At 33.2% G+C, this 17,396-nt stretch carries 18 protein-coding genes, 1 pseudogene and 2 riboswitches; of the genes and pseudogenes, 12 read left to right on the top strand and 7 right to left on the bottom strand.

Annotated features, from left to right (window positions below; translation table 11 throughout):
* Nucleotides 1–43 precede the first annotated feature (43 nt).
* From CN601_RS27180 to CN601_RS25745, 4 genes are all read left to right on the top strand, one after another.
* The gene (locus CN601_RS27180; protein WP_179865705.1) at nucleotides 44–220 is read left to right on the top strand and encodes a hypothetical protein; all 177 of its coding nucleotides are present in this window, start codon (nucleotides 44–46) and stop codon (nucleotides 218–220) included.
* A gap of 485 nt (nucleotides 221–705) precedes the next feature.
* Complete coding sequence (locus CN601_RS25755) at nucleotides 706–924, top strand: hypothetical protein (RefSeq protein WP_098121772.1); 219 nt, start codon at nucleotides 706–708, stop codon at nucleotides 922–924.
* Nucleotides 925–1,055: 131 nt separating this feature from the next.
* Nucleotides 1,056–1,568: a hypothetical protein gene (locus CN601_RS25750; protein ID WP_098121773.1), complete on the top strand. Its 513-nt coding sequence runs from the start codon at nucleotides 1,056–1,058 to the stop codon at nucleotides 1,566–1,568.
* A 304-nt stretch (nucleotides 1,569–1,872) separates the two neighbouring features.
* On the top strand, nucleotides 1,873–2,052 hold the full coding sequence (locus CN601_RS25745; RefSeq protein ID WP_098172783.1) for a hypothetical protein: 180 nt from the start codon (nucleotides 1,873–1,875) through the stop codon (nucleotides 2,050–2,052).
* A 54-nt stretch (nucleotides 2,053–2,106) separates the two neighbouring features.
* On the opposite strand, the gene CN601_RS27175 is transcribed toward CN601_RS25745, so the two are convergent.
* Nucleotides 2,107–2,247, bottom strand: a complete 141-nt coding sequence (locus tag CN601_RS27175; protein ID WP_179865704.1) for a hypothetical protein — start codon at nucleotides 2,245–2,247, stop codon at nucleotides 2,107–2,109.
* Nucleotides 2,248–2,329: 82 nt separating this feature from the next.
* A complete protein-coding gene (gene yjeM / locus CN601_RS25740) occupies nucleotides 2,330–3,829 on the bottom strand; it encodes a glutamate/gamma-aminobutyrate family transporter YjeM (RefSeq protein ID WP_257131819.1) in 1,500 nt (499 codons plus the stop codon).
* Nucleotides 3,830–4,187: 358 nt separating this feature from the next.
* Here yjeM and CN601_RS25735 point away from each other — a divergent pair, with 358 nt between their 5' ends.
* Complete coding sequence (locus CN601_RS25735) at nucleotides 4,188–4,886, top strand: DUF421 domain-containing protein (protein ID WP_098172782.1); 699 nt, start codon at nucleotides 4,188–4,190, stop codon at nucleotides 4,884–4,886.
* A gap of 49 nt (nucleotides 4,887–4,935) precedes the next feature.
* Here CN601_RS25735 and CN601_RS25730 read toward each other — a convergent pair whose 3' ends face one another.
* From CN601_RS25730 to CN601_RS25710, 5 genes are all read right to left on the bottom strand, one after another.
* Nucleotides 4,936–5,448: a cupin domain-containing protein gene (locus CN601_RS25730; RefSeq protein ID WP_098172781.1), complete on the bottom strand. Its 513-nt coding sequence runs from the start codon at nucleotides 5,446–5,448 to the stop codon at nucleotides 4,936–4,938.
* Between the two features lie 19 nt (nucleotides 5,449–5,467).
* Nucleotides 5,468–6,094, bottom strand: a complete 627-nt coding sequence (locus CN601_RS25725; protein ID WP_098172780.1) for a methylthioribulose 1-phosphate dehydratase — start codon at nucleotides 6,092–6,094, stop codon at nucleotides 5,468–5,470.
* Nucleotides 6,091–6,744 (bottom strand): 2-hydroxy-3-keto-5-methylthiopentenyl-1-phosphate phosphatase, encoded by a 654-nt coding sequence (locus tag CN601_RS25720; RefSeq protein WP_098172779.1) that lies wholly within the window; start codon nucleotides 6,742–6,744, stop codon nucleotides 6,091–6,093. The genes CN601_RS25725 and CN601_RS25720 overlap by 4 nt, the downstream gene beginning before the upstream one ends.
* Nucleotides 6,745–6,751: 7 nt before the next feature.
* Nucleotides 6,752–7,972, bottom strand: a complete 1,221-nt coding sequence (locus tag CN601_RS25715) for a 2,3-diketo-5-methylthiopentyl-1-phosphate enolase (protein WP_098172778.1) — start codon at nucleotides 7,970–7,972, stop codon at nucleotides 6,752–6,754.
* Between the two features lie 64 nt (nucleotides 7,973–8,036).
* A riboswitch (SAM riboswitch) is annotated at nucleotides 8,037–8,141 on the bottom strand.
* 57 nt (nucleotides 8,142–8,198) lie between these two features.
* Entirely contained in the window at nucleotides 8,199–9,386 is a 1,188-nt protein-coding gene (locus CN601_RS25710; protein WP_098172777.1) for a pyridoxal phosphate-dependent aminotransferase, read from the bottom strand.
* Nucleotides 9,387–9,529: 143 nt separating this feature from the next.
* On the opposite strand from CN601_RS25710, the gene CN601_RS25705 reads away from it, so the two are divergent.
* The 7 genes and pseudogenes from CN601_RS25705 to CN601_RS25675 form a co-directional block, all read left to right on the top strand.
* Nucleotides 9,530–10,324, top strand: coding sequence for a carbon-nitrogen family hydrolase (locus CN601_RS25705; protein WP_098172800.1), 795 nt, complete (start codon nucleotides 9,530–9,532; stop codon nucleotides 10,322–10,324).
* 51 nt (nucleotides 10,325–10,375) lie between these two features.
* Nucleotides 10,376–10,534: riboswitch (SAM riboswitch) on the top strand.
* An 80-nt stretch (nucleotides 10,535–10,614) separates the two neighbouring features.
* The gene (gene mtnK, locus CN601_RS25700) at nucleotides 10,615–11,784 is read left to right on the top strand and encodes an S-methyl-5-thioribose kinase (protein ID WP_098121781.1); all 1,170 of its coding nucleotides are present in this window, start codon (nucleotides 10,615–10,617) and stop codon (nucleotides 11,782–11,784) included.
* A gap of 3 nt (nucleotides 11,785–11,787) precedes the next feature.
* Nucleotides 11,788–12,837: an S-methyl-5-thioribose-1-phosphate isomerase gene (gene mtnA / locus CN601_RS25695; RefSeq protein WP_098172776.1), complete on the top strand. Its 1,050-nt coding sequence runs from the start codon at nucleotides 11,788–11,790 to the stop codon at nucleotides 12,835–12,837.
* 986 nt (nucleotides 12,838–13,823) lie between these two features.
* Entirely contained in the window at nucleotides 13,824–14,225 is a 402-nt protein-coding gene (locus tag CN601_RS25690; protein ID WP_098121784.1) for a MerR family transcriptional regulator, read from the top strand.
* 57 nt (nucleotides 14,226–14,282) lie between these two features.
* Nucleotides 14,283–15,584, top strand: coding sequence for a glutamine synthetase family protein (locus tag CN601_RS25685; RefSeq protein WP_098172775.1), 1,302 nt, complete (start codon nucleotides 14,283–14,285; stop codon nucleotides 15,582–15,584).
* Nucleotides 15,585–15,699: 115 nt separating this feature from the next.
* Nucleotides 15,700–17,034: a type I glutamate--ammonia ligase gene (glnA, locus tag CN601_RS25680; RefSeq protein WP_098121786.1), complete on the top strand. Its 1,335-nt coding sequence runs from the start codon at nucleotides 15,700–15,702 to the stop codon at nucleotides 17,032–17,034.
* Nucleotides 17,035–17,307: 273 nt separating this feature from the next.
* Nucleotides 17,308–17,396, top strand: a pseudogene (locus tag CN601_RS25675) (SpoVR family protein); the annotation flags it as partial.

The raw sequence follows: 17,396 nt of genomic DNA, 5'->3' as shown, positions 1-17,396 counted from the left end.
GAAGAAAAGTGGTTGAAATAAAAGTCGGAGTGCAAATAAAACTGTGCAATGTGCAAATAAGAAATTAGAGACTGCAAATAAAGGCCGAAGTGCAAATAAAACTGTTCAATGTGCAAATAAGAAATCAGAAACTGCAAATAAAATCAGTAAAACTGCAAATAAAAATATAGAAACTGCAAATAAAATCAACGAAACTGCAATTAAATTCCCTGTTAGATAGGAAAATACCCATACCGGTTAGGGTACTTAGCCTGATTATTGTTCAAAAGTAGATGTACAAAGCTAGAAATTTAAAAAAATTGCTCTAATTCTTTCTGAAACGCCTAAAAAAGTGAAGAAATCTACTATTTATCTATAAAAAAAATCAACTCTAATTAAAAAACAGCACTAAGATACCCCCACTTAAATAAACGATATTTCTCGTAAATAAATAAGGGCTGCCTATTCGTTAGTTGCGCTGACTTTTAGGACGTTCTCAAGTAGCCGTTTATTCTCTTTTATCACTACTACTAATTTATGACACTTAAATTTTTATCATGTAGTAAAAGATTTCTAAATAAAGAAGTTTTCATTATGTGAAATGGAAGGTAAATAGATAAAATAATTGAATTTACATATTATGGGAAAACAAAAGTTAGGAGGACGGCACATAAAATTGAAAACTAAGATTATGGCAATACTATTGATGAACAAAGGAGTGATTACATGAATTTTCGAACGAAGGAACAAATTTTAGAAGAACAGCCATCTATCGAAAGAAAAATAGAATTTAGAGGTAATAAATACAAACTAATAAATACAGTTCACGATGTTTCACACGGTGGAATTGAAGATCTTACATGTTATACATACCGAAATGAAACGGAAAATGCAGAAATATTATTATATGTACAACAAGGGAAAATTGTTATTGTTGAACTATAAGAATAAGATTAAAGACTGTCTTATACAATAAAGGCAGTTTTTCTTTTTTTAGGTTAAAATGACGATATTTAGAGATATTAAATAGAAAAATTAAACGATAGATTTGGAAAAGTAGGGAGGCTTTTAGTGAATTGAAAAAAATAATTCTTTTATTCTCAATTCTTTTCATAACAGCTTGTTCGCATGGTAATAATGCAGTTGAATCATTAAAAAAAGAATATCCTAAAACTGTGAAAAATGTGGTAGATCAATTACCTAAAGATGTACAAAAAGAACTAGTAGTACCAGAAAGGTTACCATTTAGAGCAAATGATGTCACAATGGATATGCTAAAAAATAAAGCAAATGGAGCTATTAATGCTACTTCTTTTAATTACTCAAATGAAGAAGAAGAGATCACAATGTTTGTCATCACTTATCATAATAAAAAGTACACCTTCCCCAAAAATCAGCAACCATTAAAAACAACAAAGTTAAAAGATGGTACAAAAGTTTTAATTGTTGATGATGATGATAATACAAAAACGATTCGTTGGAAGAAAGATGGGCTATACCATTCAATTTCACTTCTTTTTTCAGAGGAAACAGGTAAACAATTTACTATTAGAGATTTAGTAAAAACTGCAGATTCGATGAGTAAATAACTAAAAGAAAATATTAATTCTATAAGGAATTAGCGCACTTAATATACGAATTAAATTATCATTCTATTTGATCAAATGCTCGTTAATATTATAATTCCAATGTATTCAATGTGCACAAGAGTTAACAGTATTGACACTACTTGATTACCAAAAGTTTCTTGTACCATGCTATAATTTTGCAAAGAGCTAAGAAAGTGAATTGATAATATTGGAATATCGGAATATGTCCGTCCGGGATAATACTTTATTATGACTTTAAATCCATTATGGTTAGATATACCCTTTAAAAAAGGTGAGTGAAGCAATGGTAAAAGAAATAAATGAGTTTGAAAAAGTGTTCCCAGATGGAGTTTATGTAAATCCGAACGTCAAGAAAGCAGCGATAGTTCGAGTTAAAGCAATGTATGATTACTGTAACGAAAAAGGAATTAAACCTAAAGATTTAACTGAAAAAGAAAGAGAACAGTTCCTTATATATGAATGAGGTATTGTCTCATTCTGATAAAAGAGACCGCCAAATAATTTGACGGTCATTTTTTTATTGATTTTTAGTTTCATTAAGAGCTTCAGTATTTGACTTGCTTGGGGCAAAATAGCCTTCAGAATTGATTGCAGCTGGTGTTGGTTGCCCTTTATCTTTGTTTTTCTTTTTTACATGTGGATTTTGATTGTGACCCATAATTATCACCTCCAAAATTAGTATGTGCCACAATTCTAACTTACTTTCAAAAGTGATGTTAACAAATTGTGGGAAAGAATTGTTAAGCGATTTTCTTCTCTTTTTGGTGTTGTTTCCTAGAGCGACTAAGGATTAATAATGCCAATATTGAAAAGAAGATTGGACCTGCTATCATCCATATTGTCGATTTAAAATCACCTTCAATAGCTGGTTGGATGATTGTAAAAAAGTTAGCAAATCCAACTACTAATATGACGAGTATACTAGCAAATAAAGCAGTAGAATTTGACTTTAATATTTGAAATGGTTTGTCGATTCGATCATTCTTTTTAAACATTGGATAGGCAATTCCTAAAAATATATAAGGTAAAGTCATCGAAACATTAGTCATTAGAGTCAATTTGTTAAAAAATGAAGATGCGCCTTGGCCGCCAAAAGAAGTAAGGATAATGATAATTGAAACAATTGCAAATTGGATCCACATGGCATTTACTGGTATACCTTTTTCATTTGTATCTGAAAATTTAGTTGGCCATAAGTATTTTGGTGTTCCTTTAATAATCGTTTTTAATGGTGCATATATTAAGGTGAAAAATGCTCCAGTGTAGGCAAGGAACATTGATAAACCAGTGATTCTTGCAAACCAAGTGCCTATAGTATCTGATGTAGCTGACGAAAGATTAAAAGCTTTTCCAAGCTCTAAACCTAAATTATACATGAGTACATATGTGATGTTTCCTAGATTGGTCGAGCTCGCGCTTAAATCATGCGACCAGTTTATAAAAATACCAACTAAAAAGATTCCTAATGAATAGCCAACTGAAATAATAATTGCTGATATTGTAATCCCTTTTGGAAAATTGCGTTCGGCATTCTCTGTTTGATCAACTAAACTTCCAATAGCTTCTAAGCCACCGTACGCAAAAATGGCAAATACTACGAATGATAATATGGCAAGGCCGGATATATAATTTGGATTCGGCGAGTGAGCGAATGCAGATGAAAAAGTTTTAATAGGTTGAGCAAATTTTCCTCCATTAAATACAAAAATAATGATACTTGTGATTAAGAGAACTATATTTAATGAGGATACAGTTATTCCACCAATGGTTGTAACTTTACTAATACTTTCAATTCCTTTTGAAGCAAAATAAGTAACAACTAGCATCCAAAGTAATGCTAATAAACCGATTGATTGTGTAGAGGAAAGGCCAAATAAGGAAAGTGATTGCGTTTTGTCTCTACCAAAAATGAACGTTGAAAGTGGTATCCAAACCTTTGAAGAAACGCTTACCATATAGGTTACATAGGATGAGAACCACATAAATGTACCAATAAAGGCAAACTTTGGCCCAACGGAATCAGCCATCCATGTATAAATACCACCTTCAGAATGCTTGTAAGCTGCTCCGAACTCAGCCATCATAAAAGCAAATGGAATAAAAAACGTAATAGCTGAGAGTAAATACCATGGAATTGCACTATATCCCATTAAATAAAAAGCAGTTGGTATATTACCGAAGCCATATACAGTTGTAAATACCATTAATATTAAACCGACTAGCGAAAGTTTTTTACTCAAGACCTCACCTCAATAATTTATTGATTATGAAAGAATATAAATATTTTCTTCAATAATCGGTAAATTATTAGTCGCTAAAATGAAGAGTATAAATTGATTGATTAGCGTGATTAGAAATGGAATCAGATTGAAGAAACAAAACTTTCAATTCTAAATTTGTTTACTTTTGTAAAGATATAATTTGGAAAAATGGAGATGACAGCTACTCCTTTTCAATAGTTGTATACAATTGGTGTATCTCGAAGTTTAGAAAAAATTATTTTTTCTATATTAAGGAATAGTTTATTTCGATTTTTCAAACGCTAAGTTGATTAGTAAGTACTTAAAACTGCTTTGTTTGAAAGAAAGGATGAAATAAATGAGCTTAAATGAAGTTTTATTTAGAGTTATGTGCTCATTTTTTGTTTTATTTATTTTAACTAGATTAATGGGGAAGAAAGAAATTAGCCAATTAGATGTTTTTACATTTATTACGGCTATTACGATTGGAAATATTGCTGCATCACTTACGACATCTAAAACATTAGATATTGAGGATGGCATAACTGGCTTAGTTGGCTGGGCAGTTCTGACGATTATCATGGGGTATATAAGTTTAAAATCTAAATCTGCCCGTCGACTAATTCTTGGAGAACCTATTATATTAATTAGACAAGGTAAAATAATGGAAAACGCATTAAAAAAGGCTAAATTAGATACTGAGCAATTTCAAGGGATGCTCCGAAGTGAAAATATTTATTCTTTCAAAGATGTAGAATACGCAATTTTTGAAATTGATGGAAGTCTATCGGTTATGAAAACAAAAGATGTTAAAACGAAAAAAAATAAAGCGTGGAAAAAAACATTGGTTTTTCCAACTTCAACTGCTGTGATTACTGATGGGGAAGTAAATGAAGATGCACTATCAGATTTAAATTTAGATAAAAAATGGTTAAATGCTCAGCTTGAAAGGGCAGGAATTCACTCAATTTCAGATGTATTTTTAGTAGAAGTACAAACAGATGGGTCGTTATATATTGATTACCGGGAAGATCAATTAAATGAAGTAGAAAAATAATTGACTCACATCCTAAAATGGATATGAGTCAATTGATTTTTATATACGATTATTCGTAAATAGGTACCCATCCTTCAGTCGTCACAAATAGTCTAACAGCTACTACTTTACGGTCATCTGCTAATGTAAAATAGTGACGAACATTTGGTGGTACTGAAATTAGATCACCGGGATTTAATTTAACATGGAAGAAACCTTCAGTTCCTTCAATAATAAAAGAACCATGGCCGCTAACAATGAAACGAACTTCATCATCCGTATGATGATGCTCACGGTTGAAGTTTTTTAATAACTCATCAAGATTTGGTGTTGCTTCTGAAAGCGTAATAATATCATTTGCTAAATAGCCACGTCTTGAAGAAATATCATCGATTTCAGCTTTAAATGTTTCAAGAATCGATGCTTTTTCATCATCTGATAAGAGAAACTTTTCTTTTAATGAGCTATGTAATTGCTCGATATTCCAATTTTCATAAATAACCCCTTGTTCCTCTAAATAGGCTTTTACTTCTACATCACTTGTAATATGATAATCTTTTTTTTCTACCCAAATTGTTGCCATAATTCATTCCTCCAACTAATTAATTTTTAATAAATAAATTTTTTTGTATACCCTGTAATGCGTATTGGAATAGAAACTCATAAGCTTCTAAATGCTTCTTCGCTTCAAATGCTGATTCTGCCCACACTGTAATACCGTGATTATGAATTAGGACTGCTCCATGATCGTTTTTAATATGTGGAAGAAACTCATTTGCTAGGGTAGGGATATGTGCATGATTTTTAATAATTGGAATTGTAATTTCTGCATCTTCTTCCCATAATCCTAATGCTTTTATAATTTCAATACCTGAAAAAGATAACTCATCTTGGTATGGAAAATCTTTTGTTATAAAGTTATTTGCTAAAGTGTGTACATGAAGAACACATTTAGCATTCGTATTTTGATAAATTAGTCGATGTAAAATTGCTTCAGCTGAAGGTTTCTTTGTATCATCCCAAACAGACTGATCGAATTCATTCACAAGTAAAAAATCGTCATACGTATGTTTTGTTTTATCTTTACCACTAGTTGTAACTAGGAAGTTTAATGGTTCGTCATTTACTTTAATTGATAAATTTCCACTAGTTCCTAAAAACCAATCACGGTCAGCAAGTACTTTTTTTACTTCGCGGATTTCATCATAATGTTTGAAAAAGTCTTTCATACTAGAACCTCCTTCTCTAGTGAAGCTCGGATATCATAGAAGCTTTCAAAAGGAATATACGGAAGGGAAAGTTCCTCGCATTTATTCTTTAAGAAATCTCTTGCAAAAATCAAATTAGCTTCTTTTGCAATTTGTAAGTCAGTAATTGAATCTCCAATGACTATAATAAAATCATTTGATTCACTAAATTTTCTCTTAACAGAAGGCTTGCACATTCCACAGTCATGCGAACACAATGCATCACATGAATGATCCCAATGAATTTTTACAGTTGAACCTGTAAAGTCAGTACGATTACATAAAATAGCAGAAGGTGGAAGGTACTCTGCTAAAATAGGATGAACGAAAAAGTCTAAGCCGCCACTAACAACCTTTAACTCAATTTGTTGCTCGTTTACAAATTGAATAAAATCGTTAAAACCATCTCGAATGACCGTACGATCGATTACATAATCAGTCATTGCTTGTTTTTTCGTTGAAGGGATTGTAGCGAACATTTTCTCGACGCCTTCACGAATCGATATTTTGCCATTTAATACTTCGCTTGTTAATTCGCTTACTGAAGGAGGAGCAAATTGCTTAATTAAATTGACGATATTGTCTCCTTCTGTAATAGTTCCATCAAAATCACAAAAAATCTTTATTGCCATTGTTTATTTACCCCCAAAGTTGTAATGCTTTCTCAAGTGATGTATTTGGAAGTGCATAATCTTTTAATTCAACACCAGATAAAGTAGCAGATATCGCTTCTCTAAATGCATTTCCTCCACCAATCGGACCATCTGGATGACCGTGTATACCACCACCAGCGTTTATAACTTGCTCAATTCCAAAATCTTGAATTAATTGAGGTACAAGTGCTGGGTGAATTCCCGCAGATGGAACAGGGAATGTTTCTTTTAATCCATTTGATTCTGTTAAATTTTCAGCGATTTTTAATGCTGTTTCTTTTTGTAATGCAACCGAACCGTATGGTGACGGGAATAAGCTAAAGTCGGCACCTGCAATACGTAAAAGTTTACCAAGTAATAAGCCAGCATCAATACCATAAATCGGCGATGCAGTAAAAGCTCCTGAAACAGCAGGGTGAGCCATAATTGGAACATTGATTGAAGGATCTTCAACTAAACCTTGAAGTACATCAATTCCATAAGAAAATACATTTAATAAAAATACATCAGCACCAGCTTCAGCTGCACGTAACGCTTTTTCTTTTAACTCATATGTACGGCCAGTTAAATTCACCGCATATAAAGTTTTGTGTCCCGTTTTTTCGTAGACTTGATTCAAAATATTTTTCCCATGAGTGACACGGTCAGTTATTGATGTGATTGTGTCAAAAAGAATCTCGTCATCTTTTATTAAATCGACGCCACCTAATGCTTGTTTTTTTAATTCTTCCGAAATGTATGGAAGATCTCTACCAATGATTGATTTGAAAATGCTCATTAATAAAGGGCGATCATATACGTCCAATTTTTCTCGAATACCTTTAATACCAAATTTTGGTCCTGGAAACAGTCTTAATAAATCATCCGTAAAATTTAAATCAATTAGTTTGATTTCGCCATCAAGTGAAAGTTTTCCGAAAACAGTTGTTAAAATTGCTGGAATATCAGCTGAAAAATTTAAACTAGGATAGTAGATTTCAATAATTCCTTTTGTCGGTTTATAGCCTAAAAAGTTAATGACATTTTCTTCACACCCAACTTCGTGAACAGAAAGTACCTTGCCTTTATGCTTTTGCAATTGAATTTGATCGTTTTGTGGTAATGTCGTCCAAGAACCAACTGTCAAACCAAGTGCGATTGACTCTGCCTTTTTTTCTAAATTGTGATTTTTATCGTAAACTTGGTAAGTTGCTATTATTCCACTCATTTCATAACCTCCGAAAGTATTTATTAAAAACAAAAAACCTCTCGCTAAGGAGAGGTTTACCTACACCTTATCTGTCAGCAAAACGCTGCGAGAATTAGCACCGTGCTAGCTAACTAGCCGGTTGCCGGGTTTCATCGGGCTCGGTCCCTCCACCTACTCTGAATAAGTTAATATTTAATTTTGAATTCTTGATATAATCGCATTATTTCATGAACAATTCTAAATGTCAAACATTAAATTTTGAAAATAATTCGATTTCTTTTAATCTAGTAACCGCTTCCTTTAGTCTTTCGGTATCTGATAATAGACCAACTCTTACATAACCTTCACCGAATTCGCCAAAACCATTCCCAGGAGCAACTGCAATATGTGCCTTTTCAAGTAATAAATCTGCAAATTCCTGTGAAGTAAATCCTGAAGGAACTTTTAACCAAGCAAAGAAGGAACCTGCTGGGGCCGTTACTTCCCAACCAATTTCATGACAACCGCTAATAAAGACATTTCTGCGATCTTCATAAAGTGCTAACAATTTTTTCACACTTTCTTGAGATTCTGTTAATGCAACAGCGGCAGCCTCTTGAATAGCTGGGAAAATACTAACGTAAAGATGGTCCTGTAATAGATTAATAGCTGAAATGACCTCTTTATTACCAACTGCAAACCCAATTCTCCAACCAGCCATATTATAAGTTTTAGAAAGTGTATAAATTTCAATACCACACTCTTTTGCACCAGGAGTTTGAAGATAACTTAATGGTTTTTTGCCATCAAATCCAAAAGCACCGTATGCAAAATCATGGCAAACTGTAATATGATTATTTCTTGCTAACTCCACAGTATCTTTAAAAAATTCTTCTGTTGCGATTGCACCAGTAGGGTTATTTGGATAATTAATAAATAAAATTTTACTAGCATCTAAAACTTCCTGAGGAATTAAGCTATAATCTGGTAAAAATTGATTTTGCTCAAGTAACGGAAGCGTATAAGGTACCGTTTTAGAAAGAGAAATACCAGATAAATAGTCAGGGTATCCTGGGTCTGGAACTAAAATCGTATCTCCTTCGTCACATAAACAAAGTGGTAACTCTACTAATCCAGCTTTTCCGCCAAATAAAATAGCTACTTCTTCCTCTGGGTCTAAGTCAACATCATACTCGCGTTTATAAAAATCTACAACAGCTTTTTTTAATGTACTCATCCCTCTAAAAGGTGAATAACGATGAGTTGTTGGATTTTCAACAGATTGCTGCAATGCTTTTATAATATGGTCTGGTGTTGGTTGATCTGGATTTCCTTGACCAAGATTTATCACATCATGACCTTTATTGATTGACTCATTAACTTTTTGAACGAGTGAAGCAAAAAATTGTTTAGGTAAATTGTTTAATAGCTTATTATGAATCAAGTTAATCACTCCAAAAATAGAATTTATTTAAGTAGATTAGATCGTTTTGTAATCGAATGATTTGCATGAACGACTGTTGCAATAACTTTCACCATCATATATGCTCGATTTAAAAATGTCTATAAAATTTAGAATAGGGTGAATAAATTATGTTGAAAATTGCTTGCATTCAATCTGACGTTATATTAGGCAAATCAAGAGCTAATTTTAAAAATATGAAATCTAAAATTATTGAGGCTGTAAAAGAAAATGTAGAGGTAATCGTATTACCGGAGTTATGGACAACAGGCTATTGTTTGGAAGAAATTGGATTGCATATTGGTGATCAAGAGGAAATCATTTCTGAACTCCAGTTAATAGCAAAATCAAATAATGTAACACTAATTTGTGGATCATTTCCAATTGCTCGAGAAAATGGTGTCACCAATACTTTAATTGTTATAAGCAAAACAGGTGAAATCGTTAAAACGTATGATAAAATTCATTTGTTCCAGCTAATGAACGAGCATCACTATCTTCAAGCAGGTGAGACCGATGGACTTTTTGAAATTAATGGTTTAACTGCCGCAGGTTTTGTTTGTTATGATTTGCGTTTCCCAGAATGGATCGGAGCTCATTCTCAGAAAGGTGCAAAAGTTTTATTTTTTGTTGCAGAATGGCCAATTCAACGAATGAATCATTGGGAAACTTTATTAAAAGCAAGAGCAATTGAAAATCAATGCTATGTCGTAGCATGTAATCGAGTAGGTAAGGATTTAGCGAATACATTTGGAGGAGGCTCGATGATAATCGATCCTTGGGGAGAAGTAATTTCAAAAGGTAGTCCGAATGAGGAAATCATTTTTGGCGAAATTGATCCTAAAAAAGTCGATGAAATACGCGGTACAATCCCAATCTTCGAAGATAGAAGAGAAGGAATCTATAAAAAATTACAAAAAAGTAATTGACAAACTAAAATTCTTTAAATTAAAATACGAATATAAAATCAAATATGCGAACTCTTATTTCGAGTAGGCGGAGGGATTTGGCCCGATGATGCCCAGCAACCGACTGTAATACCATTGTGAGATGGGGCGTAATAAATACGCCTGAGCTTAATTGCTCAGTAAGGCACGGTGCTAATTCCAACAGAAAAGTAATTTTCTGGTAGATAAGAGACGAAAGCCAATTAACATTGCCTCTTTTCGTCTCGGAAAAGAGGCTTTTTATTTTGTCAAAATCGAGGGGGATGAATTGTATGACTGTCATTCAAAGAAAAGAATATAGACCTTTAACAGAGGCAACTGCAGTTACTTACTTACAAAAATTAGGTTATTTTACAAATGAATTATGTGAAAGTGTAGAGATCGGCGATGGAAATTTAAATTTAGTTTTCAAAGTTACACCAGTAGGAAGTGAAAAAGGTTTAATCATAAAACAAGCTCTACCTTATGCAAAAGTTGTTGGTGAAAGCTGGCCTCTGACATTAAATAGAGCAACAATCGAGAGTAATGCAACAAAAATATATAATGATTTAATTCCATTACATTCACCAGAAATTTTAGAACATGATGAAGAGCAAGCTGTAACAGTAATGGAAGACCTTTCTCATTTGCAAATTTTACGAAAAGGCTTAATTGAGAAAAAGAGTTATCCGTTTTTGGCAGAACATATCGGTGAATTTTTAGCAAAATCATTGTTTTTCACTTCTGATTTTGGAACAACTCCAGCTAAGAAAAAAGAGCTAGAGTATCTATTTAACAATCCAGAACTTTGTGATATAACAGAAAATCTTGTTTATACTGACCCATACTTTAACTGTGAAACAAACAGTTATGAAGAAGAGCTAACAGAAGTAATTCAAGAACTTTGGAATGATGAAGCTCTGCAAATAGAGGTAGCAAAGTTAAAATTAGACTTTTTATCAAAAAAAGAAGCGTTATTACACGGAGATTTACATACAGGAAGCATTTTCGTGTCTGCAACAGAAACAAAAGTTATTGACCCAGAGTTTGCGTTTGTAGGACCAATTGGGTTTGATTTAGGTCAAATTCAAGCGAATTTAATTTTTCAACTTTTCAGCCGAACTGAGCAAAAAGAAGAAATTGTTGAACACATTTTAAACATTGAAAAAGTTTTTAATGAAACATTTATTCGATTATGGGAAGAACACAGTGTTAGACCATTTAACCAACAGGCTCTAATTAAAGAAAAATTAGAGGGGTATTGGGTGGATGCAATTGGAGTAATTGGATGTGAATTAATCCGAAGAAGTATCGGTCTTGCTCATGTTGAAGATATTGACTCACTTGAGGAAAATCAAAAAATTCAAGTAAAGAAAAAAGTCTTAAAATTCGGAGCATTTTGTATTAAAAATAGATTTAATATTAGCAATATTGGTAATTTACTAATTGGATTGGAGAAATAATCGATGACTACATTACAGCAAATACCTGAATCTTTACAATGGAACGGTGAGAGTTTAAAAATTTTAGACCAAACTAAATTGCCAACTGAAATATATTATTTTGATGCAACTACATTACTTGATGTACGAGAAGCAATCGTTAAGCTACAAGTAAGAGGAGCACCAGCGATTGGTTTAGCAGCAGCTTATGGTCTATATTTAGGCGTTCGAGAAATTCAGACTGAACAGATCGATGAGTTTCATACTCAAGCAAGAGTATTAGCTGACGAATTAATTAGTGCAAGACCTACTGCAGTAAATTTAGCTTGGGCGGTTGAAAGACTAATTAGAGCTATTAAAGAAGCAAAGACAGTTTCTGAAGCTAAGTTAATCATTATGGAAGAAGCGATCAAACTACATGTAGAAGATGAAGCGACTTGCAAGGAAATTGGTGAAAATGCTTTAACATTATTGCATAATGGAGCGGCTGTTTTGACCCATTGTAATGCAGGTAGTATTGCTACAAGTCGATATGGTACAGCACTTGCGCCATTGCACTTAGCAAAAGAAAAAGGCTGGGAAATTTCTGCGTATGCAACCGAAACAAGACCAGTATTTCAAGGTGCTAGACTTACATCTTGGGAGCTAAACCAAAGCGGTATCCCAGTTACATTACTAACTGATAATATGGTCGGCTACTTATTACAAAATAAAAAAGTGGACGCAGTCATTGTTGGCGCTGATCGTATTACTGCAAATGGTGACACTGCAAATAAAATTGGAACATTACAATTAGCGATATTAGCAAACTTTTATCAAATTCCATTTTATGTAGCTGCGCCATTATCAACAATCGATACATCAATCGAATCAGGTAATGAAATTGTCATCGAACAACGCGACCGAACAGAAGTAACACATATCGGAAATGTTCAAATTGCACCTGAAGGAATTAATGTTCTTAACCCAGCATTTGATGTAACACCTAATGAACTAATAACAGCAATTATTACAGAAAAGGGAATTGTTTCGAGCAATTTTAAAGAAACATTCAAAGGTTGGGAAGAAGTTTAATATAAATAAAGCATTATCTAGTGATTTAATACAAAGTTATTCCGAAATTACTTATATAGGAAGAAACTAGTAAAAGCGGATGAATATTTTTATGTGAAGTTTGTATATTCCTATGAATTTAGATGTACTATTTCTGCATTAACTAAACGATTCTCATAATTGTATATTAATAGAAAAAGGATGCCTTAAAAGTGTAACATTTTTAGGGCATCCTTATTTATATATTTATAGGAAATTTAAAATAAGCGTAGTTAGAGTTGAAAGTGCAAATAAAACAGTGCAAGGAGTAAATAATTAATGTGAAATCGTAAATAAAGGTCGAATTGCAAATATATCAGAGAAAAGTGCAACTAAGTAATGAAGAACCCCAAATAAAGGTCGAGTGCAAATAAAACTGTGAAAAGTGCAAATAAGTAATGAGGAACCGCAAATAAAAGTCGAAGTGCAAATAAAAATAGAGAATCTGCAAATAAAAATAGTGAAACTGCAATTAAAATGAACAAAACAGCAAATAAAATTGGTGAAACTGCAATTAAATTCCCTGAAATCGCATATTAGATAGGATAATACCTATACCGGTTAGGGTATTTCACAAGAATAATTGCTCAAAGGTAGATACACAAATTTGAAATTTAATAAATTGCGCTAATTCTCCTTAAATGAACTAAAAAAGTGAAGAAAACAACTGAAAATCTATAAATGAGGATCATACATTCAAATCTAAATGAAAAATACTTCAAAAATACCCCACATTTAGCTGTAAGACAGATGTAGAACTACAATTTTTTGGTATTAAAAATAGTCCGCCTATGTGTCGATACGCAGACCTCTAAGATGGCCTCTTTTTTTTGAAAAAATAGTAGAATTTTAATAAATATTGCATAGAATAAAAAACAAATAATTTCATGTTAGATTTTCTAACATCGTATTGACAGATTATCTGACATGGAATAAAATACTAATAGATGAACGAAAGGAGCATTGCTATGAATGATCAAGTAAGACGCTCAACGCCACTTTTCCCAATTGGAATAGTCATTTCGTTAACTGAATTATCTGCAAGACAAATTCGATATTATGAAGAGCATGATTTAATTCGACCGGCACGCACGGAAGGTAATCGTAGATTATTTTCTTTCAACGACGTCGATCGATTATTAGAGATAAAAGCATTTATCGAACAAGGCTTGAATTTAGCAGGAATTAAAGAAGTACTCCATTTAAAATCGTCAGAAAAATCCAAAGAAACTATCGTGCAACAAGTTATAGTTGAAAAATCAATATCAGATGAACAGCTTCGAAAAATGCTTCGCCAAGAGTTATATCAAAATGGTAAATTAGGAAAAACTTCTTTACGCCAAGGAGATATGTCTCGATTCTTTCATTAAGATATTGATTAAAAACGGATTTTTCTAGCTTTTATATTTATATGGGGGGAAATATAAATGAATAAAGGAACGATTTTAAATTCTGTTGATAAGCATAGTCTTGAGTTTGTACAGTTATTTTTTACAGATATAGAAGGAGTATTCAAACATTTAGAACTACCGATTACTCAAATTGAAAAAATACTTAAAAACGAAACTATGTTTGATGGCTCAAGTATTAATGGCTTCACGAAAATTGAAGCAAGTGACATGATGCTTTTTCCAGATTTGAATACTTGGAAAGTTGATGTTACAGAGAAAGTTGGACTTTTCATTTGTGATGTTCATTACCCTGATGGGACACCGTTTGAAGGTGATCCAAGAAATGTACTGAAACGAGCAATTGAAAAAGCAACTGATAAAGGATTTACTTCATTTAATGTCGGCCCTGAACCAGAATTCTTCTTATTTTCTAAAGAAGGAAATCAATTAGTGCCAAATGACAACGGTGGATATTTTGATGTAGCTCCCCTAGATAAAACAGTTACAATACGTCGTGAAATTACGAAAGCACTTCAGGCATTAGGATTAGAAGTTGAGGCTTTACATCACGAAGTTGCAATCGGTCAACATGAGATCGATTGGAAATACGCACCAGGATTACAAACAGCTGATAATATTCAATTATTTAAATATACAGTTAAAACAATTGCTGAAAAACATGGTTTAGTTGCAACATTTATGCCAAAACCAATTTTCGGTGAAAATGGCTCAGGTATGCATTGTCATATGAGTCTAGGAAATGATAATGGTAATGCCTTTTATGATCAACATGATTCAATTGGATTATCTGAAACAGCTCGACAATTTATTGCAGGTGTATTAACACACGCTCGAGCAAATGCTTCAGTCACAAATCCAACTGTTAATTCATATAAACGTTTAGTTCCAGGTTATGAAGCGCCAGTCTATGTAGCTTGGTCACAAAGTAATCGAACATGTACCATTCGTATACCAGCTGCAAGAGGTGCAGGTACTCGAATCGAAGTGCGAAATCCAGATCCATCTGCAAATCCATATTTAGCTTTAGCTGTATTACTTTCTGCAGGATTGGATGGAATTGAAAGAAAATTAACTCCACCATCTGAACGCAGTGAAAACTTGTATAAGATGGATGATGTAACAAGAAAAGCAGAAGGGATTGAAACATTACCTGGAAGCTTACTTGAAGCAGTTACAGAATTAGAAAACAGTGAATTTTTACAGCAAATATTAGGAAAACACGTATTTTATTCCTTCCTTCAAAACAAAAAAGAAGAATGGGATGCATATCGACTGCGTGTATCAGAATGGGAAAAAGAAACATATTTAAACTGCTAATCACTAAAATTTAAAATAAAAAAATAGAAAAGTGGAAGTAGAAACTCTCTACTTTTCTATTTTAAAGTGTGTTAGACTAATTTTGTTTGTTGCATACGAAAGGGGAACTTTTATAATGGCTAAGTTTACTAAAGAAGATATTTTCCGTATTTCAAAAGAACAAAACGTAAAGTACATACGTTTACAATTTACGGATTTACTAGGAATTATCAAAAACGTTGAAATTCCAGTAAGTCAGCTTGAAAAAGCTTTAGACAATAAAATGATGTTTGACGGTTCATCAATCGAAGGATTCGTTCGTATCGAAGAATCAGATATGTACTTATTCCCTGATTTAGACACTTGGGTAGTATTCCCATGGACTGCTGAAAAAGGAAAAGTTGCTCGTTTAATCTGTGATATCTACAATGCAGACGGTACTCCATTTGAAGGAGATCCTCGTAATAACTTAAAACGTATGTTAAAAGAAATGGAAGCTTTAGGCTTCACGGATTTCAACTTAGGACCTGAGCCAGAATTCTTCTTATTTAAATTAGATGAAAAAGGCGAACCAACTCTTGAATTAAACGATAAAGGTGGTTATTTCGACTTAGCTCCAACTGACCTAGGTGAAAACTGCCGTCGTGATATCGTTCTTGAACTTGAAGAAATGGGCTTTGAAATCGAAGCTTCTCACCACGAAGTAGCTCCAGGACAACATGAAATTGATTTCAAATATGCTGGCGCAATCAAAGCTTGTGATGACATTCAAACATTTAAATTAGTTGTAAAAACAATCGCACGTAAACACGGTTTACACGCAACGTTCATGCCAAAACCATTATTCGGTGTTAATGGATCTGGTATGCACTGTAACTTATCATTATTTACAAATGGCAAAAACGCATTTTACGAAGAGTCTGGTGAACTAGGTTTAAGCGAAACTGCTCGTCACTTTATCGCAGGTATCTTAAAACACGCACCAAACTTTACAGCTGTAACAAACCCAACTGTAAACTCGTACAAACGTTTAGTACCAGGTTACGAAGCTCCATGTTACGTTGCTTGGTCTGCAAGAAACCGTAGTCCACTAATTCGTATTCCTGCATCTCGTGGTTTAAGTACACGTGTAGAAGTACGTTCAGTTGACCCAGCTGCAAACCCATACTTAGCATTATCAGTATTATTAGCGGCAGGCTTAGACGGAATCAAAAACAAATTAGAAGCTCCAGCTCCAGTAGACCGTAACATCTACGTTATGTCTAAAGAAGAGCGCGAAGAAGTTGGTATCATCGACTTACCAGCAACTTTAGCAGCTGCTCTTGAGCTATTAAAAACTGATGAAGTTATCGTAGGTGCTTTAGGATCTCACTTATTCGAACACTTTGTTGAAGCAAAAGAAATCGAATGGGATATCTTTAGAACCCAAGTACATCCTTGGGAGAGAGATCAATACATGTCAGTGTATTAATCAAATCAACCCTTGACGCTATAGGCGTTGAGGGTTTTTCTATTTATGAGCAGTTTTCTTGTATTAAATAAATTTTTAAAAATGCCCGAAAAATGCCCGGGAAAATTTTAAAAAATTAAAGTGAACAATGCCTTCATAGAAAAATCTTCATTGATAGGTGAATGTATAGTAAATTGCTTAAGTACTTTAATGTAATCAAAATTATAGTCGTGAATTAGATGGAAAGTAACAAGGTATGCTGAAATAATGGCGTAATTTTGGCTATGTCTTTAAACTAAGATTATGAATGAAGGCTGGGCAAGTTACTGGCACATCCGCATCATGCGCGAACTAAACCTTGATTCAAACGAAGCAATCGAATA

The sequence above is a fragment of the Bacillus sp. AFS017336 genome (assembly GCF_002555445.1).
In the GTDB taxonomy this organism is placed as follows: domain Bacteria; phylum Bacillota; class Bacilli; order Bacillales; family Bacillaceae_G; genus Gottfriedia.
The sequence above is the reverse complement of the archived record's forward strand: the minus strand, read 5'-3'. Positions and strand labels throughout refer to the sequence as shown.